Source organism: Avibacterium sp. 21-594, from assembly GCF_026226815.1.
In the GTDB taxonomy this organism is placed as follows: domain Bacteria; phylum Pseudomonadota; class Gammaproteobacteria; order Enterobacterales; family Pasteurellaceae; genus Avibacterium; species Avibacterium avium.
Map to the genome: position 1 here is coordinate 577003 of NZ_JAKKOC010000001.1, position 24599 is coordinate 601601.

Here is a 24599-nt window from a genome sequence, read left to right on the forward strand (position 1 = left end):
CTTTTAAATTTTTCCAGAATCAACAAGTGCCCACACAGATTGTCTGATTGATTATTAAAGAGCAAAAGTGGTCGGCGAGATAGGATTTGAACCTACGACCCACTGGTCCCAAACCAGTTGCGCTACCAAGCTGCGCTACTCGCCGACAGAAATTGGGGTGGCTAATGGGACTTGAACCCACGACAACCGGAATCACAATCCGGGGCTCTACCAACTGAGCTATAGCCACCATTGTTGTATTGCATTGACTCTGGCGCGCTCGACAAGATTCGAACTTGCGACCTTTGGCTCCGGAGGCCAACGCTCTATCCAACTGAGCTACGAACGCGTTTCATATCTCACTGCGTCGTTGCGGGGCGTATATTAAGAGTTTCCCAATCCCTTGTCTAGCATTTTTTTTATTTTTTTTATTAAGTGATATTTTTTTGTTCACTATGAATAAAAAACATTACATTTATGGCGATTTTTATAACGAAGTCCTATTTTTCTTAATAAAAAGCCGAATAAACTTTAAATTTATTGGTTTTGGCTAACACGTGATGTGAGCCAAAATGCTGATCCAACAAATCCGCATAAGGTAAAAAAGCATTAGCAACAATGCGTAACTCGCCCCCTTCGTTTAAATGCCATTTGGCTTGCTGAATAAGCTCAGATACTGCGCGAAATGCGGTATCCACGCCATCGTGAAAAGGTGGGTTAGAAATAATCAAGTCAAACTTGCCTTCTATTTGTGAAAATACATTACTTGCTAACACATCAGCTTCAAGCTGATTTTCTGCCAAAGTACGCTCTGCAGAAGCGATAGCTAAAGCGTGAATATCCGTCATCACAAGATTCACACTTGGATTATGCTGTTTAATATAGCTTCCAATCACACCAGCGCCACAACCCATATCTAGCACACGACCTTTGAGCGGGCGATCTAATGTTGAAAGCAATAATGCCGTTCCCACATCTAATTCCGCCGCACTGAACACCCCCGGCAAGCTGAAAATCGTCAGCTCACCAAGTTGCGCGTGCTGATAAGATTTCCAATATTTGGCTAAATCAAAGTGCGGTGGATTTTTCAAACAAAAATGATAAAGCCCACAACGTCTTGCGCTATCAATTTTGCCAATTTCGCCGAAAGGGGATAGCATTTTTTCCGCTGAACGTACGCCACTGCGATTTTCACCAATAATCAACACTTCTTGCTCAGGCGTGCATTGCGATAAAAGCTGCATTAATTGCAACTGATTTTCTTGTTTGTTTTTTGTCCAATAATAAACAATTAAATCGGCCTTTGGTGCAAAATCTACGGAAAAATCCACCGCACTTTTGTTTTCGGCATAGTCAAAATACCACGTCCAGCAATGGACTGATTGCGTTTTGTTGCGTAATTGCTGTGGAAAATCATCATTCAATGCCCCAGCAAATAATACATTTCGATTTTCAAATAAAGAAAGATGGCGTTCTAGCACTTGGCTTTCAGGTGAAATCACGGTTTGATCCTATCTAATAAAATAATAAAGTGGCATTTTACTGAGATTAAATCACAAAACACAATGAAAATTTGCCCACATTTTGAGAAATGTTTACAATGGCGCAATTTAGTTCATCAATCATCATTTTATGAAACGGCATCAACTTCTGTTACAAGAAATGGGGCTTTCCCAATGGCAACTAGTGCGCCCTGAAAGTTTGCAAGGCGTGGTAAATATTCCTATTGATGAGCAGGTGCGGTTGGTGATCATTAGCGAAAGCGAAAATCCCCCAACCTCATTATTACAAGATATTTTGCGCAGCTTAGATCTAAAGCAAAATGAATATTTAGCGATCCATTTTGATTTTATCCCCCATTTGCACGTCAGCCACGAAGTGCATTATTGGCTATTAAGTGAAAATTCTGAAAAAATCCACCGCACTTTACCTTATTGTCAAAAAGCATTGAGCCAATGGCGCTCGCCAGACTGGCAAACCTTTATGGCAAGCCCACAGGAAAAACGTAAATTATGGCAACAAATTCAAGGAATTAACCCATAATGGTAAAAATTTCCCCTATTCTATCTCAAGATTTTGATCGATTATTTGAGATCGAACAGCAGGCGCATCTTGTGCCTTGGTCATTAGGTACATTAAAAAATAATCAAGGCGAGCGTTATTTCAATTTAAAATTGGAGAAAGATCAACGTATTATCGGCTTTGCTATTTGCCAAAAAGTGCTTGATGAAGCGACTCTGTTCAACCTTGCCATTGATCCAACTTATCAAGGGCAAGGCTTAGGAAAGCAATTATTGCATTCGTTAATCGATGAATTGCGCGGGCAGGGCATTTTGACGTTATGGTTAGAAGTGCGTCAATCCAATGAAATTGCACAAAAACTTTATCTACAATGCGGCTTTAATGAAGTAGATATTCGCAAAAATTATTATCCAACCTTAGACGGTGGACGAGAAAACGCCGTGGTTATGGCGTGTTATTTATAAGGAACAACAATGTTAGAACGTTATCGCGGGGAAATTATCCTTTTATTTGTGACCATTTCGGCCGCTATTGGCTGGTTCTTTTCAAAATATGCCATTGATGCTTTGCCCTCGGTAGGATTTATCGGCTTGCGGTTTTTTCTTGCCGCACTGGTTTTTCTGCCCTTTGCTTACGTTCACTTACGCCGTTTAAGCCGCCAGCAAGTGATAAGTGCGGTACTAATTGGTGGTGTTTTTGCGGTTTTTCTTGGTGTTTGGATTTTAGCCATCACCAATAATACCAATTTCGGTGAAGGCGCGTTTCTCACCAGTTTGTCAATGTTGATCGCACCGTTGCTGGCTTGGATCGTGTTTAAACAAAAACCACAATCGAGCTTTTGGCTCTGTTTACCCATTGCGGTTTTAGGCTTGTACTTTCTTGCCTTAGGCAACAATGGCTTTGATCTTTCTTCCGATAACAGCCTGTATTTGCTCACTTCATTATTGGCTGCTAGCTATTTTGTGCTTAATCATCATTATGCACGGCACATTCCCGTGTTGCCACTTACCACCATTCAGCTTGCTATGGTTGGGATTTTATGTGGTTTGTATTCAATGTTTATGGAAACTTGGCCTGTAAATGTTCCTAATGAAACTTGGGGCTGGTTGGCTGCTAGCGTGTTGATCGCCACCAATTTCCGCTTTTTACTGCAAACGCTCGGGCAGAAATATTCCAGTGTCGGTAATGCCGCATTAATTATGCTGCTTGAGCCGGTATGGACGCTGTTTTTGAGTATGCTAATTTTCCACGAACCACTCACTCCCCATAAGGCACTAGGCTGCGGCTTAATTTTTATTGCCTTAATTTTCTACCGCTTGCCGAAAGAAAAAGTGAAACAGTTTTTGCGTAGAAAAAAATGCTAAAAAATGACCGCACTTCTGTGCGGCGAGTTATATCCAGCGTCTAACTTGCTGGCAATATTGTTGATAGGTTTTGCCGAAAAGCCGTAGTAGAACTTGTTCTTCTTGCTTAATTTGAAACTGGTTCATAATGAGAACAAAGAAGATCAGCCCCAAAATTGCCAGCCCATTGCCTAGCCATAAAAACCAGCTGAGTAAAATCAACCATAAACTAAGATACATCGGATTGCGGCTAAACGCATAAATGCCTGTTGTGATAAGCTGCGAAGTTTTTTCTACCGACAGCGGACTGATCGTGGTTTTAGCTTGATGAAATTGCCAAAGGCTAGAAATCACAATAAAGCTTGCCAGCAACAATATCGGTAAAATAAGAAGTCGTGAAAGGTGAAATAATCCAAAGGACGGAAGCAAATACATTCCACCCGCACAAGCAAGAAAAACAATAGGCGGTGATAAAATTATTTTCATTTCATTATTCCAATAAAAAAGGCCTACATTATGCTGTAAGCCTTTTAAAAAATTATAAATTATTCAACCGCACTTGGATTAAATCCGTTTCCACTGGGCTGGCATTTTTTAGGCCCTGTTCAAAACTAGCTTTCGCACTTTCTTTATCGCCTTTTGCAAGTTGAATATCGCCTTTTAATAAGAATGCTGCGCTGTTCCACGCGTCCCCTTTAACTTGATCAAGCGAAGCTAAGGCATTATCAAATTGCTGCTGTTGGAACTGCACTGCAGCCAAGCGTAATGCACTGACCGAACGCAAAATATCATCATCTGCATTGGCTAACGCTTGTTTTAATAAATTTTCTGCTTGCGCGAAATCTTGTTTTTGCACAGAAATACTCGCAGCATCTAATAAGGCAAACACGGCATAAGCGGTTTTATCATTGCTTTGTGCGAATTGTTCTACACTTCCCACGTTTGCTTTATCCGCCTGAAATTGGCTAACAAGTTGCTCATACTGTGCCGAACGTTGTTGATTTTGCGCAATTTGATGAGATTGCCAATAACGCCAACCAAAAACACCCGCAAGGGTTAGCACGAAAATCGCAACAACCAATTTGCCATTTTCTTTCCACCACGTTTTCAGTTCATTCAGTTCTTGTTCTTCTTCAATGCTATAAGCCATAATGTTTCCTTATTAAAATGCTGTCTTTAAAAAATCTACCACATCAGCTTGCGCTAAAACTTGCTGTTCACCGCCAAGCAAATCTTTGACCACCACTTGCTGATTTTGTGCTTCACTTTCGCCAATAACAAGGGCAAATTTCGCGCCCACTTTATCTGCGCGCTTAAACTGTTTCTTGAAATTTCCGCCGCTACAATGTGTCATTGTGCGTAAGTGCGGTAAGTTTGTGCGAAGTTTTTCGGCCAATTGGAAAGCTGGCAAGGTTGTGCCTTCTCCCGTATGAACCACATAAATATCCACCGCTCTTGGTAGGTCAATATGCTGATTCACTTCTTGCACCAATAAGACTAAACGCTCTAAGCCCATTGCAAAGCCAACGCCTGTGGTGGCGTGTCCACCAAGCTGTTCAACCAAGCCATCATAACGGCCACCACCACACACTGTGCCTTGTGCGCCAAGGGCGCTGGTTACCCATTCAAACACAGTTTTGTTGTAATAATCCAAGCCGCGCACTAATTTTGGATTCACTTCATAAGCAATCCCCATTTCATCAAGCAAGGTACAAAGCTGGGCAAAATGCGTGCGACTTTCTTCATCTAAATAATCTAGCAATTTAGGTGCGCCATTAAGCACTTCTTGCAACGCTTGATTTTTGCTATCCAAAATACGCAACGGATTTTTTTCTAACCGCTCTTTTTCTTCATCGCTTAATAAATCAATATGTTGCTGTAAAAATTCAACCAACGCAGAGCGATAATTTTTGCGCGCTTCTAATGAACCAATAGAATTAAGCTGTAAGCTGACGTGCTGATCGATGCCTAATTCTTTCCATAAACGCGCGGTAAGCAAAATTAATTCCGCGTCAATTTCAGGATTAGCAATACCAAACACTTCTACCCCAGCTTGATGAAACTGGCGATAGCGCCCTTTTTGTGGGCGTTCGTGGCGGAACATTGGCCCCATATACCACAAACGCTGTTCGTTATTATAAATCCAACCGTGTTCAATAGCAGCGCGTACGCAACCTGCTGTGCCTTCAGGGCGAAGAGTAAGCTGCTCATCATTATCCCAAAAGGTGTACATTTCTTTTGAAACCACATCGGTAACTTCACCAATGGCGCGCGCAAAAAGCGGGGTGCTTTCGACAATCGGCATACGCACTTCAGAATAACCATAACTTTGCAGAACGTTACGCACTTTGTCTTCCACCCATTGCCACAACGGGCTTTCCGTTGGTGCGCAGTCATTCATTCCACGAATTGCTTGAATTGTTTTTGCCACAATATTTTCCTTAAATAATTCGATTTTTTGGATCTTGCTGTGCGACTTTCGCACGGATCTTCGCTTCTAATTGGTTGATTAAATCTTCGTTATCAAAACGCTCTTTTTGACGTTCGCCATCAACATAATAACCACTTTTCTTGTTACCGCCAGTAACGCCAAGATCTGACACAAGTGCCTCGCCTGGCCCATTCACCACGCAGCCAATGATTGATACGTCCATTGGGGTGATAATGTCTTCAAGGCGCTGTTCAAGGGCATTCACCGTGCCGATCACGTCAAATTCTTGACGAGAACAAGTTGGGCAAGCAATAAAATTGATCCCGCGCGACCGAATGCGCAAGGATTTCAAAATATCAAACCCTACTTTAATTTCTTCTACGGGATCAGCGGCTAACGAAACACGCAAAGTATCGCCAATGCCTTCCGCCAATAACATTCCTAAGCCAACAGCGGATTTGACCGCCCCCGCTCTTGCGCCACCAGCTTCGGTGATCCCTAAATGCAACGGCTGTTTGATCGCTTTTGCTAATAAACGGTAACTTTCTACCGCAAGGAAGACATCAGACGCTTTCACGCTCACTTTAAATTGATCGAAGTTAAGACGGTCAAGGATCTCAACGTGGCGTAAGGCACTTTCTAGCAAGGCCTCGGGCGTAGGTTCACCAAATTTCTCTTGAATATCACGCTCCAAAGATCCTGCATTGACACCAATACGGATAGGAATATTCTTATCTTTGGCACAATCCACCACGGCACGAATGCGATCTTCACGCCCGATATTACCGGGGTTAATACGCAAACAATCCACGCCATATTCCGCCACTTTCAAGGCAATTCGGTAATCAAAATGAATATCAGCCACCAATGGCACATTCACTTGTTGCTTAATTAATTTGAAGGCCTCTGCGGCGTCCATTGTTGGCACAGAAACGCGCACGATGTCTGCACCGACACGCTCAAGGGCTTTAATTTGTGCGACTGTGGCTTCGACATCTGTGGTGCGTGTGTTAGTCATAGATTGCACTGCAATCGGCGCATCACCACCCACTGGAACGTTGCCTACATAAATTTTTGTCGATTCACGACGTTTAATATTCGGTTTAAATGACGACATTGTAATCTCTTTGCTTATTGCAATTTGAATCTTGCGACACGGCCATCAACTTTAAGTGGATAAGCCTCGCCTTTATAAGTAATTTTTACGTTGCTTGGTACGCCAATGATTAAATCATAAAGCATATCTTGATCAAAACTTAGCACTTCACCTTGTTTATACAGTTTTTCTGCTAGCACTTTGCGATTCGCATCACGCACACGAATCCAACAGCTCGCGCCAGTTACTTCAATGCGCAACACATCATTGGTTGCAGCGGTAGAAACTTCCGAATTTTCTTCCGCACTTTTCACTGCACTGAGATTTTCACCTGCATTAATTTTATTCATTTCTGATTGTAATACTTGTGCTGAAGTTTCAGATTGCGCCGCTTGGCGATCCGTATTTTCTGCACTCACAGATTGAACTGCTGTAACTTGTGGCTGCGCATTTTCTACACTCGTTTTTGGACTTGTTTTATTTTCTTCTGCAGGTGTAGGCTGCTGTGCCGCAACAGGTTGAGAAAGTGCGGTAGAATTTTGTGCTGTTTTTTCCGCATCAATGGCTTTAGGTGTAAGCGCAATCACATTTTCTTGTGAGGTTGCACTATTATTTTGCGTACTGTTTTCTTGCTGTGTTTCTACATAGTTTTGCACTAGATCATCACGTTCTGCATTCGATTTTTGATAGTTTTCCCACCACCAAAGTGCGGTTACAGCTAACAAAGCAATAACAACAATCGCGGAAACCCAACCCACCCAACGATTATGCGAACTTTCTTCTCTTAGAGATTTTGGCGGTTTCACCGCTTTGGTTAAATCATTTTTCGTGGTTTCTTCTAATGAATTAACTACCGCAATCCACGCACTTTCAGGTAAACGTAAAAGCTTAGCATAATTACGAATATAGCCTTTAATAAAGGTAGCTGGGATAGAATTATGTGTGAACTCATTATTTTCAAAACGTTGTAAAATAGAAGGGCGCAAATTAAGTTGCTTAGAAACATCATCTAAAGAAAGGTTTAACGCCTCTCTTGTTTGGCGAAATTTTTCCCCTAAGGTGCTTTCTGTGATCTCAGGTTGTTGGATTGAAGTTTCCATAAAGGTTCTCTTTGTTATCAATAAAATCTATAAAATTCAAAGAGTGAAGTTTAAAGTTGTAATATGCGTTTTGCAACCATTATCAAGGAATTTCATTGGATAAATGATAAAAATCTGTTAGATCTGTTTTGGTAATGAGTTAGCTCGCTTAGGATCAGCTTTTTCTAATAATTCCCGATAGTGCTGATAAAGTGCGGTGTTTTTTTCTGCTAAAGCACAAAGGGCGAGATTTTCGTAAGTATCCGTTTGTTGATAATAATTGGGGGAATTTAAGGCTTGTTGAAATTGCTGATAAGCCTGTGTAAAACGACCTTGTTTGCATAAAAACACGGCGTAATTGTTGAATACGTTGCCTTGTCTATCATCTAATTTTAACGCGGTTAAATAGGCGTTTTCTGCACGCTCATTATCGCCTTGTAGTTGATAAAAATAAGCCAATGCAGAATGCACTAAATAATAATCAGGCGCATAAGCCAAGGCTTTATCCAAATTTTGTTTGGCTAAACTCAGCTCTCGCTGTTCTAAATAGCCAATGCCTAGTTCCACTCTGGCTTTCGCGGCTTGTTGCTTGTCAAAATCTTCTTTGCTTATTTCTGGGGAAACGCAAGCGCAAAGCAAGAGAGAAAAAAGCATAACCAGATAATATTGACGCATTTTCATTTTCTCTCTCCTTTGTTAATAATTTCTATTTATTGCACTTGCACTGCATTAATTGGGCTGCCAAAACGCTTTTTCTGTGCGGTACGTTTGGTGCGGTCAATCACATCACCAGCTAACTGTCCGCAGGCGGCATCAATATCATCACCACGAGTTTTACGCACAATCACCGTAAAGCCATATTCCATCAGCGTTTTCTGGAAGCGATCAATACGCGTATTAGAACTTTTCGCATAAGGCGCTTCAGGGAACGGATTCCAAGGGATCAAATTAATCTTGCAAGGCGTATTTTTCAATACTTCCGCTAACTGATGCGCGTGCTCTACGCTGTCATTAACGTGATCCAACATCACATATTCAATGGTTACTTTACCGTGATTGGCGTTAGACACCGATAAATAACGATTAACGGAATCAATCAAGGTTTTGATGTTATATTTTTTATTGAGCGGCACAATTTCATCACGCAATTCATCATTTGGTGCGTGCAAAGAAATAGCCAATGCCACATCAATCATTTCGCTCAATTTATCCAACGCAGGCACAACCCCAGAAGTGGAAAGGGTAACACGGCGTTTTGATAAACCATAAGCAAAATCATCAAGCATAATTTCCATAGCTGGCACTACATTTGCCACGTTAAGCAAAGGCTCGCCCATTCCCATCATCACCACATTCGTGATAGGACGCACACCCGTTACACCAAAATTACCAATGATTTTTGATGCACGCCACACTTGTCCGATAATTTCTGATACGGTTAAATTGCGGTTAAACCCTTGTTGCGCGGTGGAACAAAAAGTACAAGCCAACGCACAGCCCACTTGGGAAGACACACAAAGAGTTGCACGATCGGCTTCAGGAATATACACGGTTTCCACCTGCTGATCGCCCACCTGCATTGCCCATTTGATTGTGCCGTCCGCAGAGCGCTGCTCCACCGCCACTTCTGGCGCTTTAATTTCCGCTACGGCTTTTAATTTTTCGCGTAACTTCTTGTTAATATTCGTCATATTGTCAAAATTGTCTTCACCAAAATGGTAAATCCATTTGACTAATTGATCCGCGCGAAACGGTTTTTCCCCTAACTCTTGAAAAAATTCACGCATTTGCTGGCGTGTTAAATTCATTAAATTGATTTTTTTCTTAGGTTCTGCTGAAGGCTGGCAGCCTTCTTGTTGAGTTGTATTCTGTTCTAACATAAAGCCTCGTTATTACACATTACGGCATTGATATAGCTAAACTTTTTTGCTTTTTCAGGCTAAGTTTACCCGCTATAAATTAAGAAAATTTCTACCGCTTAAAAAATGAGTTGCGATTGTACAGAGTTCTATTTGATTAATCTAGCAATTTCAGCCTAACCTGAACGCTATTTTAGCCAAAAGAAAAATAAAAGAAAAAACCACCGCACTTTTTTACGATCTAGATCGCAAAATTCACGGTGGTTTATGTCATTTAGATCAAATGATAAATATTAGATGTTCCAGCCACAAAGATAGAAAGCCAATAAAGCCGCAGCGATTAACACCGTGCCGATATTGAGTTTTTTCACTTCACCGCTGATGATTCGTCCGATGACAAGGGTGGCGAATCCAAGCATAATGCCAGTGACGATATTTGCAGTAAGAACGATGAATACCGCACAAACTAAGCCACTCATTGCGCCGATGAAATCAGAAAAATCTAATTTGTTTACGTTGCTAAGCATTAATAAGCCCACATACATTAACGCTGGTGCGGTGGCATAGCCCGGTACAAGGCTGGCAAGTGGTTGGAAAAAGAGCATTAAAAGGAAGAGCACTCCCACAACAACTGCGGTGATCCCGGTTTTCCCTCCTGCTGCTGTGCCAGCAGCAGATTCAATATACACCGCTGCCGGTGCTGTACCAAATAAGCCGGAGAATAAGCTACTTACGGAGTCAGAAGTTAAGGCTTTGCCGCCGTTGATGATTTGTCCGTCTTTATCCAATAAATTGGCTTGCCCTGCTACGGCACGGATTGTCCCTGTCGCATCAAATACCGCCGTCATTACTAAGGCGAACACCACAGGCAAGATGGCAGGTTGTAATGCGCCCATTAAATCCAGTTCAAGGAACAATGATTGTTCACCAAAAGTTGGCATTTTGAATAATTCACCACTGAATTTAACATTAGGATCAACCGCCAAACCAATAAGAGTAATTGCGATGATCACCCACAAAATACCGCCTTTGATTTGCAATCTTTCTAAGCCGATGATTGCCGCTAAGCCAGCAAGGGAAATCAATACAGGGAATGTGGTGAAATCACCAAGTTTTACCGGCAAACCTGCTTGGTTGCCCACCACAATGCCCACGCCATTGGCTGCGATTAATAATAAAAACAAACCAATCCCAATGCCTGCGCCCTGTGCAATACTGGCTGGCAAGTTGCGTAAAATCCACGCACGAATGCCTGTTGCGGAAATTAAGGTGAACACGATCCCCATAAAGAATACCGCTCCCAGTGCGACAGGAACGCTCACGCCTTGCCCTAATACAAGGCTAAATGCGGTAAACGCAGTTAATGAGATAGCGCAACCAATGGCCATTGGCGCGTTTGCCCATAAGCCAATAAGAATAGAACCTAAGCCTGATACCAAACAGGTGGCGATAAACACGCTTTCAGGGGGAAAGCCTGCGGCACTCAGCATATTTGGCACCACAATCACGGAGTACACCATTGCCAAGAAGGTGGTTAAACCTGCGATAATTTCTTGGCGTACCGTTGAGCCACGCTTGGTGATCTCAAAAAGTTTTTCTGCGAACATAAATTTCCTTTCGTTGATAAAGTTAAAATAAAATCTTGTTGAAAAAATGGCGCTATTTTACAGAAAAGAAAAGAATAGTAAACGTTTGCTTAATAGAAAGTGCGGTGATTTTTACAGAAATTTTTGGGCTTGTTTTATAAATCGTTTATAATAGCGCGCAATAATCGTAATAAGGCAAATAATCTAAGCGAGGAAAAAATGGCTATCTTAGTAACTGGCGGTGCGGGCTACATTGGTTCTCATACCGTTGTGGAATTATTGAATACAGGCAAAGATGTGGTGGTGCTGGATAATTTATCCAACTCTTCCGCCAAATCATTGCAACGTGTAGAAGAAATCACGGGCAAGGCAGTGAAATTCTATCAAGGCGATGTGTTAGATCGTGCAATGCTGCAGAAAATCTTTGCAGAAAACCAAATTGATTCCGTAATCCACTTTGCCGGTTTGAAAGCCGTGGGCGAAAGCGTGCGTAAGCCGATCGAATATTATATGAACAATGTAACGGGTTCATTGGTGTTGGTTGATGAAATGCGTAAGGCTGGCGTGTGGAATTTAGTGTTTAGCTCATCAGCGACCGTTTATGGCGATCCTGAAATTGTGCCAATCACCGAACAATGCAAAGTGGGTGGCACAACTAATCCTTACGGCACATCGAAATTAATGGTGGAACAGATTTTAACGGATGTTGCCAAAGCAGAAGATAAATTTAGCTTTACGATTTTGCGTTATTTCAACCCAGTGGGTGCGCACCACAGCGGCTTGATCGGCGAAGATCCAACAGGCATTCCAAATAATTTATTGCCTTATATTAGCCAAGTGGCCATCGGCAAATTACCGCAACTTTCCGTTTTTGGAAGTGATTATGACACCCACGATGGCACGGGCGTGCGTGATTATATCCACGTTGTGGATCTGGCGATTGGGCATTTAAAAGCTTTAGATCGTCATCAAAACGATGCAGGATTACACATTTATAACCTTGGCACAGGCACAGGTTATTCCGTATTGGATATGGTAAAAGCCTTTGAGCAAGCCAACGATATTCAAATTCCTTATCAATTAGTGGCGCGCCGTCCAGGGGATATTGCAACGTGCTATTCTGATCCTTCTCTTGCTGCTAAAGAATTAGGCTGGAAAGCAGAACGCGGCTTAACGGAAATGATGCAAGACACTTGGAATTGGCAGAAAAAGAACCCACAAGGGTATCGTGATTAATCGTTAATCTCATTGTGCTGTAAGGAAACTTGCAGCACAATTTGTTTGAAAAACACACCGCACTTTATGGCTATGACCACACAATCGAATTTACTTTCACAAATTTTCAGCCGTAATATGCTGATCTGCGTATTCACGGGATTTAGCTCGGGTTTACCCCTTTATGTTCTAGTTTCTTTGTTACCTATTTGGCTACGCGCAGAAAATGTTGATCTCAAAACGCTAGGTTATTTCACGCTAATAATGTTGCCATTTTCGTGGAAATTTATTTGGGCTCCCCTGCTCGATCGCTTTGTACCACCCTTTTTAGGCCGCCGCCGTGGCTGGATGCTCATTTCACAGATTTTACTATTAATCAGTTTAGCCTTATTTGGCTTTTTAGATCCAAGCAAACAATTTGGACTCAGTTTAATCGCCGCCTTGGGCGTGCTTTGTTCCTTCTTTTCCGCCACGCAAGACATTGTGCTAGATGCCTATCGGCGAGAAATTTTAACCGACAATGAATTAGGTTTAGGCAACTCCATTCACGTGAATGCCTACCGTATAGCCGGCCTTGTTCCTGGCTCACTGTCTCTGATTTTAGCGGATCATTTTCCTTGGCAAACGGTATTTATCATTACCGCACTATTTATGTTGCCGGGGATTTTAATGTGTCTATTTTTAAGTACCGAACCTAATATTGCGCTAAAAAAACACCGCACTTTAAAAGAGAATGTCATTGATCCTTTCAGCGAATTTTTCCAGCGTAAAGGTGTTTGGTCAGCACTTGGTATTCTAATGTTTATCTTTCTGTATAAATTGGGCGATAGTATGGCAACCGCACTGATTTCGCCTTTTTATTTAGATATGGGCTTTAGTAAAACCGAAATAGGTTTAGTGGTGAAAAATGCCTCTTTATGGCCAATGGTAGTCGCCAGTATTTTAGGCGGGATTTTAATGCTGAAAGTGGGCATTAACCGTGCCTTATGGTTATTTGGATTGGTGCAAATTATCACCATTCTTGGCTTTGCTTGGCTCGCCCAACAAGGGCCTTTTGAAACCGTAGATAGCCGCGCCTTATGGTCGCTCAGCCTTGTGGTAGCAGCGGAATATATCGGCATCGGTTTAGGCACAGCCGCCTTTGTTGCCTTTATGGCAAGGGAAACCAATCCCCTTTACACCGCCACCCAACTCGCCTTATTCACCAGCCTTGCCGCACTGCCAAGAGCCACACTCAATACCCAAGCTGGTGCGTTGATCGATTGGCTGGGCTACTATGATTATTTCTGGCTTTGCTTCTGGCTCGCTATCCCCGGAATGCTATGTTTAGTTAAAGTTGCCCCTTGGAATGATCCAGTAAATGATAATGACAGCCAAGCCACTAATAACGATGCTGAAAATAGCAATAAGCCATAAAAATATCAATAAAAAACCACCGCACTTTTTAAATTTAGATTTGCGATCCAGATCGCAAAGATAATAAATAAAACAGTAAAATTAAAAGAGCGGTGAAATTTGTGAGAATTTTTACTGATGATTATCGGATATAAAACAGCACAATAAAAAAGGCGAATACAGTGTTCGCCTTTTTTTCATTTCATACTAACTTTAGAAAAGTTAAAACTCGCTCTTATACAAATTTCCCCAAAAACTCACCGCTCTTCTCCGCTACATTTTTAATGAAAAAACTATTCTTGCTCTTTGGTTTGTTGAGTTTCACCTAGCAACGCCGCATATTTCACCGTATCTGGGCTGGCTTCGAGGGCGATTTTTAGCACCATTGTGAGGGGGACGGAAAGGAACATTCCGACTGAGCCGAGCAGCCAGCCCCAGAATAAAAGGGAGAGAAAGACCACAAGGGTGGAAAGCCCGAGGGTTTTGCCCATCATTTTGGGTTCTAGCACGTTGCCGATGATCATATTTAGGCTAATAACGCCAATGGTAACGCCTATGCCGGTGAAAAAGCCATTAAGCAATAAGGCTTGAACGATAATGGGAATGGCGGCGATAATTGAGCCGATATTCGGGACATAATTGAGTAGAAAACTGAGCGTTGCCCATAAAATGGCATATTGCACGCCAAAAATTTTGAGCAAAATAAATACGCCTAAACCAGTTAAAAAACTAGTGAAGGTTTTCACGCCGAGATAATCCATTACACCTTTTAGAATGCGGTCAATGTAGCCTTCATATTGTGCCACTTGGTTCGGCTTACTGAACGCCACGGCAAATTTATGCTTGGCGGTGGGCGCTTCTAATAGCATAAACAAGACCACTAAAAACAGCACAAAGACGTTGGTTACCACGCCAGAGAAACTGAGCAAAAATCCGCTGGCGAAATTCATTATCATTGCGGGATCAAAATGATCCATAATTTGTTGCCGCAAATCAGCAACGGGTAAATGTAAGCCCTGAGTGATTGTCGCAAGATCATTAAGGCGCTGTGAAAGCAATAGACGATATTGCGGGATCGATTGGCTGAACTCGCGCGCGGTGCTGTTGATAAGACTGACAAGAAAGAAAAACACCGTCAAAATCATCAAAAACAGTAAAGTAAGCGCCAACCAATGCGGCACTTTGCGAGTTGTCATAAACTTCACAACGGGCGAGCAAATAATGGCGATAAACAGGGAAAGTAAAAATGGCACGACAATTTCCCCTGCCAATTTCACGCCAGCCAGAATTACCACTAAGGCAGACAGCGCCATTAATAACTGGCTGATCGGCAAACGCTTATCCATTACACCGCTTCCTCATTTTCTTCGCCTGTACGGATACGGATCACACGTTCAACATCATAGACAAAGATTTTGCCATCGCCAATTTTACCTGTTTGAGCGGTTTCCATAATGGCTTGAATGCACTGCTCCACCAGCTCATCAGGGATCACAATTTCCATTTTGACTTTTGGCAGAAAATCCACCATATATTCCGCGCCACGATACAGCTCTGTATGCCCTTTTTGGCGTCCAAAACCACGCACTTCTGTTACTGTCATTCCTGTAATGCCAATATCTGATAAGGCTTCACGGACATCATCGAGTTTAAATGGTTTGATAATTGCTTCAATTTTTTTCATTTTGATTTTCTCACTGGAATTAACTTTCACGTCTGGCAGATTTTGGTCTAAAGCTGGCGATAACTTCTGGCTTGGTATCAATATAAATACCGTCAATCAGCTGTAAACAATAAGGCACGGCAGAAAAAATGCCTTTAACTAGCACATTGCCTTGCTCATCTTTCACGCCCTCAAGGGTTTCTTTGATCGCCTTTGGCTGCCCTGGTAAATTTAAAATTAGGCTATTTTTGCGGATAACACCCACTTGACGCGATAAAATGGCGGTTGGCACAAAATGTAAACTCACTTGACGCATTTGTTCACCAAAGCCCGGCATTTCGCGATCTGCCACGGCAAGGGTGGCATCTGGCGTTACATCTCGTTTGGCTGGCCCTGTTCCGCCTGTGGTTAGCACAAGGTGGCAATGATGCACGTCCACTAGCTCGCATAGGGTTTGCTCGATAATGGGCTGTTCATCAGGGATTAAGCGAGTTTCCACTGCAAAAGGATCAAGCAAGGCTTGCTCGAGCCATTTTTGTAATTCAGGAATGCCTTGATCTTGATACACGCCTTGCGAGGCGCGATCGGACACTGAAACTAAACCAATTTTTAAAAGTACGGTCATTTTTTCCTCTGTTTTTTATTAAATCCAATAATATCTCACAATATGGAAGAAAATCGGTGCGGCAAAGCATAGGCTATCCATACGATCCAACATTCCACCGTGTCCACTTATCATATTGCCCCAATCTTTCACGCCCATACTGCGTTTCATTGCTGACATCACCAGCCCACCTAAAAAGCCCATTAAACAAATAACCAAGCTAATTAAGGTAGCTTGCACGGCGCTAAACGGCGTTAGCCAAGAAAGCAATCCGCCCAATGCTGAAGCGCTCAATACGCCACCGACAAAACCCTCTACGGTTTTGGAAGGGGATAAAGTTGGCGCAATTTTATGTTTACCGAATAATTTTCCCCATACATATTGCAACACATCGCTCGCTTGCACAATCAGGATCAAAAAGATCATTAATAATAAACTTTTGCCTTCAAATCCTGCAATATTTAGGGTGAGAATGGCAGGAATATGCGAAATGCAGAACACAGAAATCATCACCGCCCATTGCACTTTGCTTGAACGATCTAAAAAATGTGCCGTGTCGCCTAGCAATGCGGATAAAATCGGTAAAAATAGGAACGCATAAACAGGAATGAAAATGCTGAACATACTAAACCAATCCACCGCGACAAAATAATATTGCAGCGGCAAAATGAAATAAAAGCAGGCCACTAAAGCGAGATGATCGCCACGGCGAATATCAATCAGCGATAAAAATTCCCGTAACGCCATAAAAGAAACGATAAAAAATAAGCCCAATACGCCATAAAAACCGAGATAGGCGGCGGCGAAGATAATTAAAATCATCACCCACCACGCATTAATGCGTGCGTTTAGGTTGTCTATCACCGAATGGGGCGTGGAAAAACCCACTTTCCATTTCAGCACATAACCAATGCCCGATGCCAATAGCAAGGTGCAAATTAATCCCCAAAATAAATTCCACATTTCCATTTTATGCTCCTTGATGTTTCGGGTTAAGATTAAGCAAGGCCTGCTCTGCTCGCACTAGAAATTGCGTTTTATCTTCTTGTGGCTGCCAATGAATCGGCTCGCCCAAATATAGATCACACAGCAAAGGAATTGGCAGAATAAAGCCTTTCGGCAATAAATTATGGGTATTGCTGATCCAAACTGGCACAAGATCCACATCAGGGTTGGCTTTGGCTAAATAATATAAACCACTTTTAAAGGGCTGAAGGTCAAGATCATCATTGGTTTTTCTTGTGCCTTCGGGGAAAATAATCAATGAGTTTTCTTGCAGCGCTTGGCTAATTTGTTCTGTTACGGCTTTAGGATCATTACCGCTACGCTCGATCAACAGCATATTAAACACTTTTTCCGCAAGAAAACGGCGAATTTTGCCTTTCGTCCAATAATCCGCACCAGCCACAGGGCGGGTTTTCTTGCGCACCTCATAAGGCAAAGACACCCAGAATAAAATAAAATCTCCGTGGCTGTTGTGATTGGCGTAATAAAGCCTTGGCTTATCTGCGGAAAGCAGGGCGATATTTTTCGCCGGACGAACACCGCTAATAAAAGAGGTAAAACGACATAAAAGAAAATCAACCAGTTTAGCGAGCATTTTCATTCTCCTCTGATTTTTGTTGCGTAGCATTTTCTGCGGAAAATTGCACCGCACTTTCATTGTCTGTGCGATCTTCTGCTTGTTCTTCATCAGGTTTATTTTCAACATTTTGATCTAAAGCCTTGCTTTCCGCCAGCCCTGACTTCACGCGTTTCACGCAAGTTAAAATTAACAACGCGACTACAAGCCAAGCGAGCGCATAAAACCACGTTGGTAAAATCGGCATAAAGGTATAAATCAATCCTAATAAGCCAAATAAAAAGGCACGATCACTTTTTCCCAAAGGCCCGTCATAACGGCGTGTTTGTCCTTGCACTTGCCCTAACACGCCACAAAATTCCGTTAAGGCGGCAAGCCAAATAATCAGCCCGATGACAAGGGGATCAAAAGGGGCGATAAAAGCAAAAGGCAGATACAACGCCGCATCAGAAACCACATCGGTAATTTCATTAAGATAACCGCCTAAGCGTGATTTTTGCTGAAATTCTCGCGCCAACATTCCGTCAATGGCATTAAGCGCCATTCGCACAAAAAGCCAAATAGGAATTAAAATAAACAGCCAATGCACCGCAGAAAGTGCGGTCAAAAATAAGCCTAAAATGACTGAAATCCCACAGGCTGCAAGTGTAACTTGGTTCGCCGTAACGCCTTTGCGTTCTAACTTCACCACCGTTGGACGCAGTAAATTTTGAAACTTCGGTTTTAAATCGTAAATGCTCATTATTTCTCCTTATTTAAACGGAAATAATACTGGAACAAGAAACACCGTTGCCAGCATAACTAGCAAAGTAAAAGGTACACCAATTTTGACGAAATCGCCAAATTTATAATTCCCTGCGCCCAGCACCATTGTGTTTACTGGCGAAGAAATCGGCGTCATAAAGGCGGCGGACGAAGCAATCGCCACCGTCATTGCAAAAGGCAATGGGGAAAGCTGTAAATGCTGCGCCATTGTGATGGCTATCGGCGCCATTAAAATCGCCGTAGCGGTGTTAGAAATAAACAAGCCAATCACCGCAGTCAGGGTAAACAAGCTGATTAAAATCCAATGTTTACCCATTCCTCCTACAGTGTTAATCATAAATTCTACGATCAAATTAATCCCGCCTGTTTTTTGTAGTGCGGTGGAAAATGGCATCATTCCCACAATTAAAATTAAGCTCGACCAATGAATGGACGCGTAAGCGCTTTTCGCATCAACACAGCGGAATTTCGCTAGCATTAAACAGGCGATTAGTGCAGCAACCACGTTCGGCACAACGCCTGTTACCATTAATGCCACCATCGTTACAATGGACAAAATGGCATAAGGCGCTTGGCTTTGCGCGGGCGCAGCGCGTTCAATTTCCGCAGGATAATCGAGTACGAAAAAGGCTTTTGTTTTATTACGCATTGCTTGGATCAATTTCCACGATCCCACCACCAACAGTAAATCGCCGATCTTTAATGGCTGCTCAATCAAACTGCCTGTCAAAATCTCATTATTGCGTTTAATTCCCACCACATTTAACCCAAAACGTGAACGAAAACCAATTTCTGCCACCGTCTTGCCAAGATAATCCCCCTCAGGAATTGGCGTAATTTCCACCATTCCCATAAACTTGGCTTGTTGTTCAAAGTGGTAAGGACGCAATTCCGTTGGCTCAAGCTGATGTTGTTGGCAAAATGCATTAATATCTAACTCAGGATCAGCACAATCAATCAGCAAAATATCTTTTTCACGAATTTCAATTTTGCCTAAGGAATCTGCTAGAAATCTTGGACGAAAACGCTTCCAACGCTCAATCGCCAGCACGTTCAAGGCATAATTAGAGCGCAGATGCAAGGCTTCTAAGGGCTGCCCGATAAAATCCGATCCTGCTCGCACTACAAAACGTTTGGTGCGTGCTTGCAATTGATAATCTTCAATCAGATCTTGAATGGAATGACGATTCACGCCTTCGCTTTGTTCATTTTCAGCTTGCCCTAACCAACGGCGAGCCACCAACATATACACAATACCTAGCAACAAAATCACAATGCCAATAGGCGTGAAAGAAAAGAAATCAAAACGCTGTTTGGTGAGATGGATTAATTCCGCGTTAATCACCAAATTTGGGGCGGTGGCGATTAAGGTCATCATACCGCTGATTAGCCCAGCCATACTCAACGGCATCATCAGACGTCTTGGCGAAATGTGCATTTGGCGGCAAATCACCAATACCACAGGGATAAAAATCGCCACAATCCCTACGGAACTCATAAAGGATCCCAATCCTGTTACCGCTAACATCACTAAAACAAGTACGCGAGTTTCGCTATTTTTCGCGGCTTTCATCAGCCATTCACTCACTTGATAGGCTACGCCAGTGCGTACCAAGGCTTCCCCGACAATAAACAGCAAGGCAATCAAAATAATATTCGGATCACTAAATCCAGCAAAAACTTCCTGCACGCTCAAAATGCCACTCACACAAAAAGCAAGCATTACCAACAGGGCGATAACGTCCATTCGGATTTTGTTGTGGATAAACAAGAGTACAGCGATGGCGAGAAAAATCACAACGCTAGCAAGGGGGATATTGGTGATTGGGGGCATTGGGGTCTCCGTGGTTAAGGTTTTGGTCGTTTTGTTTATTATTTGGTTGATTACGGTTTTCTTTGAATTTATAACGTATTTCGCTCGTTGAGCGACTTCCTTTCTTTTGCTTATCCAAAAGGAAGTAAGCAAAGAAAACGCTCCTCTACTATCGCTAAATTTCTTTTACTTCCATACGGTGTTGTTTTGCCATTGGGATAATTGCGTTTTTCTTTGGATTTATAACGTATTTCGCTCGTTGAGCGACTTCCTTTCTTTTGCGTTCCCAAAAGAAAGGAAGCAAAGAAAAGGGCCCCCCTACTAAATTGCTTTTCCTCGTTCCAATAAAATTTTTTTGACGAAAAGTAAGCCCATACTCGCTTCGCTGCGTTCAGGCGTTACTTTTCTAAAAATTTTATTTCCATTCGGGCAATTTACAAGGGGGTTGTCCGATGGTTAACAATCTATTTTGCATTAAATTGTAATTAAAGTGCGGTGGGATTTTAAAAACTTTTTGAAAAAGTACCGCACTTTGTTATTACTTATTTTTACTTTTGGCTGATTGCGTTTTTCTTTGTAGTTATAACGGGTTTCGCCGTTGGCAACTTCCTTTCTTTTGTGTTCCCAAAAGGAACGTAAGCAAAGAAAAAGTTCCCCTACTATCGCTAAATTTCTTTTACTTCCATACGGCGTTGTTTTGCCATTTGGCTGATTGCGTTTTTCTTTGTGGTTATAACGTGTTTCGCTCGTTGAGCGACTTACTTTCTTTTGTTTCCGCAAAAGAAAGTAAGCAAAGAAAAGCGTCCCCGATCAAATTGCTCTTCCTCATTTCGACAGAATTTTCTTAACGAAAAGTAAGCCCATACTCGCTTCGCTGCGTTCAGGCGTTACTTTTCTAAAAATTCTTTCTTCATTCGGGCAATTTGGACGGGAAAACTTGTCTAGTTGCCCTTATAAATAGTTTAAAAATAGAAATGCGGTGGGATTTTTTTAAATTTTTTGGGAAAAACGACCGCACTTTTTATTCTGTAATCAGTTTTTTTACTGGGGCGAAACTTCGGCGGTGTTGGGGTAAGGGGCCGTGTTCTGCTAATTTTTCTAAATGTAATTTTGTTGGGTAGCCTTTGTGTTGGGCGAAGGCGTATTGGGGATAGCGTTTATCCAACTCTTCCATTTCTAAGTCGCGGGCGACTTTGGCAAGAATAGAAGCTGCGCTGATTTCTGCTACAAGGCTATCCCCTTTCACCACCGCTTGGGCGGGCATTGGCAATGGGGGGATGCGGTTGCCGTCCACTAGCACAAAGTGCGGTGTGATTTTAAGCTGATTGACTGCGCGTTGCATCGCTAACATTGTGGCGTGCAAAATGTTGAGTTCATCAATTTCTTCGGGTTCAGCGCGCCCTAGCGCCCAAGCTTTGGCTTTTTGTTTAATTTCTTCGACTAAGGCTAGGCGTTTTTTATGCGAGAGCTTTTTGCTGTCGGTTAAGCCTTCAATGGGATTATTCGGATCTAAAATCACCGCGGCGGTTACCACTGCGCCCACTAAAGGCCCGCGTCCCACTTCATCAACGCCTGCGATCAGTTCATAATCAGGATAGACAAATTCGCTCATTGCTTTTCCCCTTGCAATAATTCAATCACCGCTTCGGCGGCTTGTTTATCTGCATCGCATTGGATCATTTTATGCAGATCAATAAAGTGTTGCACTAAATTATGGCGATTTTGCACCGCACTTTCTTCTGTGGAAAAATAAGGAGCGAGCTTTTCTACCAATTTTTCTGCGGTGCAATCTTGCTGGATCATTTCTGGCACGAGCATTTCATTCGCCAGTAAATTCGGTAATGAAATATAAGGGGTTTTCACCAAGCGTTTAGCTAGGAAGTAAGTGAAGGGTTTCATTTTATAACCCACCACCATTGGCGATTTGCATAGCATACATTCTAATGCTGCCGTGCCTGAAGCAAGCAAGGTGGCTTGGGCGGCGATCATCGCTTGGCGAGCCTGCCCATCAAGCAAGATCATTGGTAAATCAGGGGCAATCTTCGCTTTAATTTGTTCAAATTGTTGACGACGTTTTTCATTCACTAAGGGAACGAGAAATTGCACATCGGGGTATTGTTGTTTCAGCAATAAGGCGGTTTGCAAGAAAGGTTCAGCAAGGAATTCCACTTCTGAGCCACGGCTGCCAACCAGCATCGCTAAATAGCGTTGTCGTGGATCAATATTAAGCATTTGGCAAGCGGCAAGGCGATCAGGTTTTAAGGGAATGGCGTCTGCCATTGTATGGCCGATAAAACGGCAAGGTACGTTGAAACGATCGTAAAAGGCTTTTTCAAAAGGTAAAAACGCAAGAACAAGGTTGGTGGCGCGTGCAATTTTGTGAATCCGATTTTGTCGCCACGCCCACACTGATGGGCTGACGTAATGAATGGTTTTGATGCCTTGTTCTTTAAGTTTGAGTTCAATGTCAAGATTGAAATCAGGGGCATCTATGCCGATAAACACATCAGGTTTTTCTTGTAGCATTTTGTCGATAACTTGGCGGCGGATTTTCAGCAAACGTGGCAAATGTTTTACCACTTCTGCTAGCCCCATTACGGCAATTTCTTCCATATCCACTAAGGTTTCACAGCCCTCTGCCAACATTTGCTTGCCAGCAATGCCGATAAAACGTGCGTTAGGATAACGGATTTTTAGGCTACGCATCAGCCCTGCGCCGAGAATATCGCCAGAAACTTCACCTGCGACAATACCGATTGTTGGAAATGCTTTTGCTTGTTCCATGAATAAATTTCTCATAAAAAACAACCGCACTTTATATTGCGAGGGTTAAGCAATAAGCAAAGTGCGGTGAAAAATTGTCATATTTTTAGCCGGTGTTACCGAATAATCCCGCGTGTTGAACGCTTGAAGAAATCAAGGAAAAAGCTAATTGCACTTTCTGTTTTGGCATAATGCTCAATTTCTGGCATCACTTCTTCTAAGGTTTTTCCACTGCGATAAATTAATTTGTACACGTTGCGAATGGCGTGCAATGTAGGTTTATCAAAACCGCGACGTTTCAAGCCCTCAATGTTCACCCCAAAAGGGTGAGCGTGATTGCCTTGTGCCATTACATAAGGTGGTACATCTTGGCTCACCATAGAACCACCGCCCAACATAACGTGTGCACCGATAATGACAAATTGGTGAATCGCTGACATTCCGCCAACAATCACGAAATCATCAAGCTCAACGTGCCCTGCAAGCGTGGCATTGTTAGCAAGAATACAGCGATTTTTGATTTTACAATCGTGTGCAATATGGGCATTGATCATAAATAAGTTATCATCACCCACACGCGTTACGCCACCACCTTGCACCGTGCCACGGTGAATAGTTACACTTTCACGAATGCGGTTACGGTTGCCGATAATGGTTTTCGTTGGCTCATTTTGGTATTTCAGATCTTGGTTTTTCTCACCAATGCTGGCGAATTGGAAAATTTCATTGTCTTCGCCAATTTTGGTCACGCCATTAACCACGATATGCGAGTGCAACACGGTGCCTTTGCCAATTTCTACATCAGCACCAATAATACAAAACGGGCCAATCACCACGTTTTCGCCAATTTTTGCCCCTTCTTCTACAATGGCTGTAGGGTGAATTTTTGCACTTGAATGGATCATATTGACCTCTTGTTTTTGTAATGAATGTTTATCTGCGCGCGCACATTAATTTTGCTTCACAAGCCACTTCACCATTCACGGTGGCAATGCCTGTGAATGCGGTAATACCACGGCGCTCTTTGATCACTTCGACATAAAGTTCCATTTGATCCCCTGGTAATACTGGGCGTTTGAAACGTGCGTCATCAATCCCCGCAAAATAAAATAATTCGCCACCTTGTAATTCGTGAGTTTTAAACGCCAAAATCCCCATTGATTGGGCGAGTGCCTCTAAAATTAACACACCAGGTAAAATAGGTTCGCCTGGGAAATGCCCAGTGAAACAAGGCTCATTAACACTGATGTTTTTGATCGCTTTTAACCATTTTCCTTCTTCAAAATCAGTAACACGATCCACTAATAAAAAGGGATAGCGGTGCGGAAGTAAGGTCATAATTTCTTTTGCTTCAATGACTTTTGCGGTTTGTTCTGTTGTCACAATAGTACCTTCTTAATTTGA

General features: G+C 42.5%; 24 protein-coding genes, 3 tRNA genes and 1 pseudogene. 5 read left to right on the plus strand and 23 right to left on the minus strand.

Annotation, left to right across the window (positions count from 1 at the left end):
* Positions 1-68: 68 nt before the first annotated feature.
* From L5B76_RS02675 to rsmC, 4 genes are all read right to left on the minus strand, one after another.
* A tRNA-Pro gene (locus tag L5B76_RS02675) sits at positions 69-145 on the minus strand.
* 8 nt (positions 146-153) lie between these two features.
* Positions 154-229, minus strand: a tRNA-His gene (locus L5B76_RS02680).
* 22 nt (positions 230-251) lie between these two features.
* Positions 252-328: transfer RNA gene (locus tag L5B76_RS02685), tRNA-Arg, on the minus strand.
* A gap of 160 nt (positions 329-488) precedes the next feature.
* Complete coding sequence (gene rsmC / locus L5B76_RS02690) at positions 489-1481, minus strand: 16S rRNA (guanine(1207)-N(2))-methyltransferase RsmC (protein ID WP_265754127.1); 993 nt, start codon at positions 1479-1481, stop codon at positions 489-491.
* Between the two features lie 130 nt (positions 1482-1611).
* Here rsmC and L5B76_RS02695 point away from each other — a divergent pair, with 130 nt between their 5' ends.
* The 3 genes from L5B76_RS02695 to L5B76_RS02705 are packed head-to-tail and all read left to right on the plus strand — an operon-like array spanning position 1612 to position 3365.
* Entirely contained in the window at positions 1612-2022 is a 411-nt protein-coding gene (locus tag L5B76_RS02695; protein WP_265754128.1) for a DNA polymerase III subunit psi, read from the plus strand.
* On the plus strand, positions 2022-2465 hold the full coding sequence (rimI, locus tag L5B76_RS02700) for a ribosomal protein S18-alanine N-acetyltransferase (RefSeq protein WP_265754129.1): 444 nt from the start codon (positions 2022-2024) through the stop codon (positions 2463-2465). The genes L5B76_RS02695 and rimI overlap by 1 nt, the downstream gene beginning before the upstream one ends.
* Before the next feature lie 9 nt (positions 2466-2474).
* On the plus strand, positions 2475-3365 hold the full coding sequence (locus L5B76_RS02705; RefSeq protein WP_265754130.1) for a DMT family transporter: 891 nt from the start codon (positions 2475-2477) through the stop codon (positions 3363-3365).
* 27 nt (positions 3366-3392) lie between these two features.
* Here the strand turns inward: L5B76_RS02705 and L5B76_RS02710 are convergent, their stop codons facing one another.
* The 8 genes from L5B76_RS02710 to L5B76_RS02745 form a co-directional block, all read right to left on the minus strand.
* Entirely contained in the window at positions 3393-3830 is a 438-nt protein-coding gene (locus L5B76_RS02710; RefSeq protein ID WP_265754131.1) for a methyltransferase family protein, read from the minus strand.
* A 52-nt stretch (positions 3831-3882) separates the two neighbouring features.
* The gene (locus L5B76_RS02715; protein ID WP_265754132.1) at positions 3883-4494 is read right to left on the minus strand and encodes a YfgM family protein; all 612 of its coding nucleotides are present in this window, start codon (positions 4492-4494) and stop codon (positions 3883-3885) included.
* A gap of 12 nt (positions 4495-4506) precedes the next feature.
* Complete coding sequence (gene hisS, locus L5B76_RS02720; protein WP_265754133.1) at positions 4507-5775, minus strand: histidine--tRNA ligase; 1269 nt, start codon at positions 5773-5775, stop codon at positions 4507-4509.
* A gap of 10 nt (positions 5776-5785) precedes the next feature.
* Positions 5786-6892, minus strand: coding sequence for a flavodoxin-dependent (E)-4-hydroxy-3-methylbut-2-enyl-diphosphate synthase (gene ispG, locus L5B76_RS02725; protein ID WP_103854016.1), 1107 nt, complete (start codon positions 6890-6892; stop codon positions 5786-5788).
* A gap of 14 nt (positions 6893-6906) precedes the next feature.
* Positions 6907-7971, minus strand: coding sequence for a RodZ domain-containing protein (locus L5B76_RS02730; RefSeq protein WP_265754134.1), 1065 nt, complete (start codon positions 7969-7971; stop codon positions 6907-6909).
* Positions 7972-8088: 117 nt separating this feature from the next.
* Positions 8089-8631: a type IV pilus biogenesis/stability protein PilW gene (pilW, locus tag L5B76_RS02735; RefSeq protein WP_265754135.1), complete on the minus strand. Its 543-nt coding sequence runs from the start codon at positions 8629-8631 to the stop codon at positions 8089-8091.
* A gap of 29 nt (positions 8632-8660) precedes the next feature.
* A complete protein-coding gene (locus tag L5B76_RS02740) occupies positions 8661-9830 on the minus strand; it encodes a bifunctional tRNA (adenosine(37)-C2)-methyltransferase TrmG/ribosomal RNA large subunit methyltransferase RlmN (RefSeq protein WP_115249936.1) in 1170 nt (389 codons plus the stop codon).
* Between the two features lie 272 nt (positions 9831-10102).
* Positions 10103-11416, minus strand: coding sequence for an NCS2 family permease (locus L5B76_RS02745; protein ID WP_265754136.1), 1314 nt, complete (start codon positions 11414-11416; stop codon positions 10103-10105).
* 198 nt (positions 11417-11614) lie between these two features.
* On the opposite strand from L5B76_RS02745, the gene galE reads away from it, so the two are divergent.
* Together galE and L5B76_RS02755 are read left to right on the plus strand one after the other, a co-directional pair.
* Positions 11615-12631, plus strand: coding sequence for a UDP-glucose 4-epimerase GalE (galE, locus tag L5B76_RS02750; protein ID WP_115249938.1), 1017 nt, complete (start codon positions 11615-11617; stop codon positions 12629-12631).
* A 72-nt stretch (positions 12632-12703) separates the two neighbouring features.
* The gene (locus L5B76_RS02755) at positions 12704-14026 is read left to right on the plus strand and encodes an AmpG family muropeptide MFS transporter (protein ID WP_265755511.1); all 1323 of its coding nucleotides are present in this window, start codon (positions 12704-12706) and stop codon (positions 14024-14026) included.
* 272 nt (positions 14027-14298) lie between these two features.
* On the opposite strand, the gene L5B76_RS02760 is transcribed toward L5B76_RS02755, so the two are convergent.
* The 11 genes and pseudogenes from L5B76_RS02760 to fabZ all read right to left on the minus strand — a co-directional run bounded on the left by L5B76_RS02760 (position 14299) and on the right by fabZ (position 24578).
* Positions 14299-15351 carry an AI-2E family transporter gene (locus L5B76_RS02760; RefSeq protein WP_265754137.1) on the minus strand — a complete coding sequence of 351 codons (1053 nt, stop codon included), beginning with the start codon at positions 15349-15351 and terminating at the stop codon, positions 14299-14301.
* Positions 15351-15689 carry a nitrogen regulatory protein P-II gene (gene glnB, locus L5B76_RS02765; RefSeq protein ID WP_265754138.1) on the minus strand — a complete coding sequence of 113 codons (339 nt, stop codon included), beginning with the start codon at positions 15687-15689 and terminating at the stop codon, positions 15351-15353. Before glnB ends, L5B76_RS02760 begins: the two co-directional genes overlap by 1 nt.
* 19 nt (positions 15690-15708) lie before the next feature.
* Entirely contained in the window at positions 15709-16293 is a 585-nt protein-coding gene (gene mog, locus L5B76_RS02770) for a molybdopterin adenylyltransferase (RefSeq protein ID WP_265754139.1), read from the minus strand.
* A gap of 18 nt (positions 16294-16311) precedes the next feature.
* A complete protein-coding gene (locus L5B76_RS02775) occupies positions 16312-17241 on the minus strand; it encodes a phosphatidate cytidylyltransferase (RefSeq protein ID WP_265754140.1) in 930 nt (309 codons plus the stop codon).
* Position 17242: 1 nt separating this feature from the next.
* Positions 17243-17872: a lysophospholipid acyltransferase family protein gene (locus tag L5B76_RS02780; RefSeq protein ID WP_265754141.1), complete on the minus strand. Its 630-nt coding sequence runs from the start codon at positions 17870-17872 to the stop codon at positions 17243-17245.
* 118 nt (positions 17873-17990) lie between these two features.
* Positions 17991-18596: pseudogene (locus L5B76_RS02785) on the minus strand (CDP-alcohol phosphatidyltransferase family protein); the annotation flags it as partial.
* Between the two features lie 9 nt (positions 18597-18605).
* Positions 18606-20453 (minus strand): SLC13 family permease, encoded by a 1848-nt coding sequence (locus tag L5B76_RS02790; protein WP_265754142.1) that lies wholly within the window; start codon positions 20451-20453, stop codon positions 18606-18608.
* A 1000-nt stretch (positions 20454-21453) separates the two neighbouring features.
* A complete protein-coding gene (gene rnhB / locus L5B76_RS02795) occupies positions 21454-22044 on the minus strand; it encodes a ribonuclease HII (protein ID WP_265754143.1) in 591 nt (196 codons plus the stop codon).
* Positions 22041-23231: a lipid-A-disaccharide synthase gene (gene lpxB, locus L5B76_RS02800; protein ID WP_265754144.1), complete on the minus strand. Its 1191-nt coding sequence runs from the start codon at positions 23229-23231 to the stop codon at positions 22041-22043. Before lpxB ends, rnhB begins: the two co-directional genes overlap by 4 nt.
* Positions 23232-23311: 80 nt before the next feature.
* Positions 23312-24100, minus strand: a complete 789-nt coding sequence (gene lpxA, locus L5B76_RS02805) for an acyl-ACP--UDP-N-acetylglucosamine O-acyltransferase (RefSeq protein WP_265754145.1) — start codon at positions 24098-24100, stop codon at positions 23312-23314.
* Between the two features lie 28 nt (positions 24101-24128).
* Positions 24129-24578, minus strand: coding sequence for a 3-hydroxyacyl-ACP dehydratase FabZ (gene fabZ / locus L5B76_RS02810; RefSeq protein ID WP_017807062.1), 450 nt, complete (start codon positions 24576-24578; stop codon positions 24129-24131).
* Positions 24579-24599 lie beyond the last annotated feature (21 nt).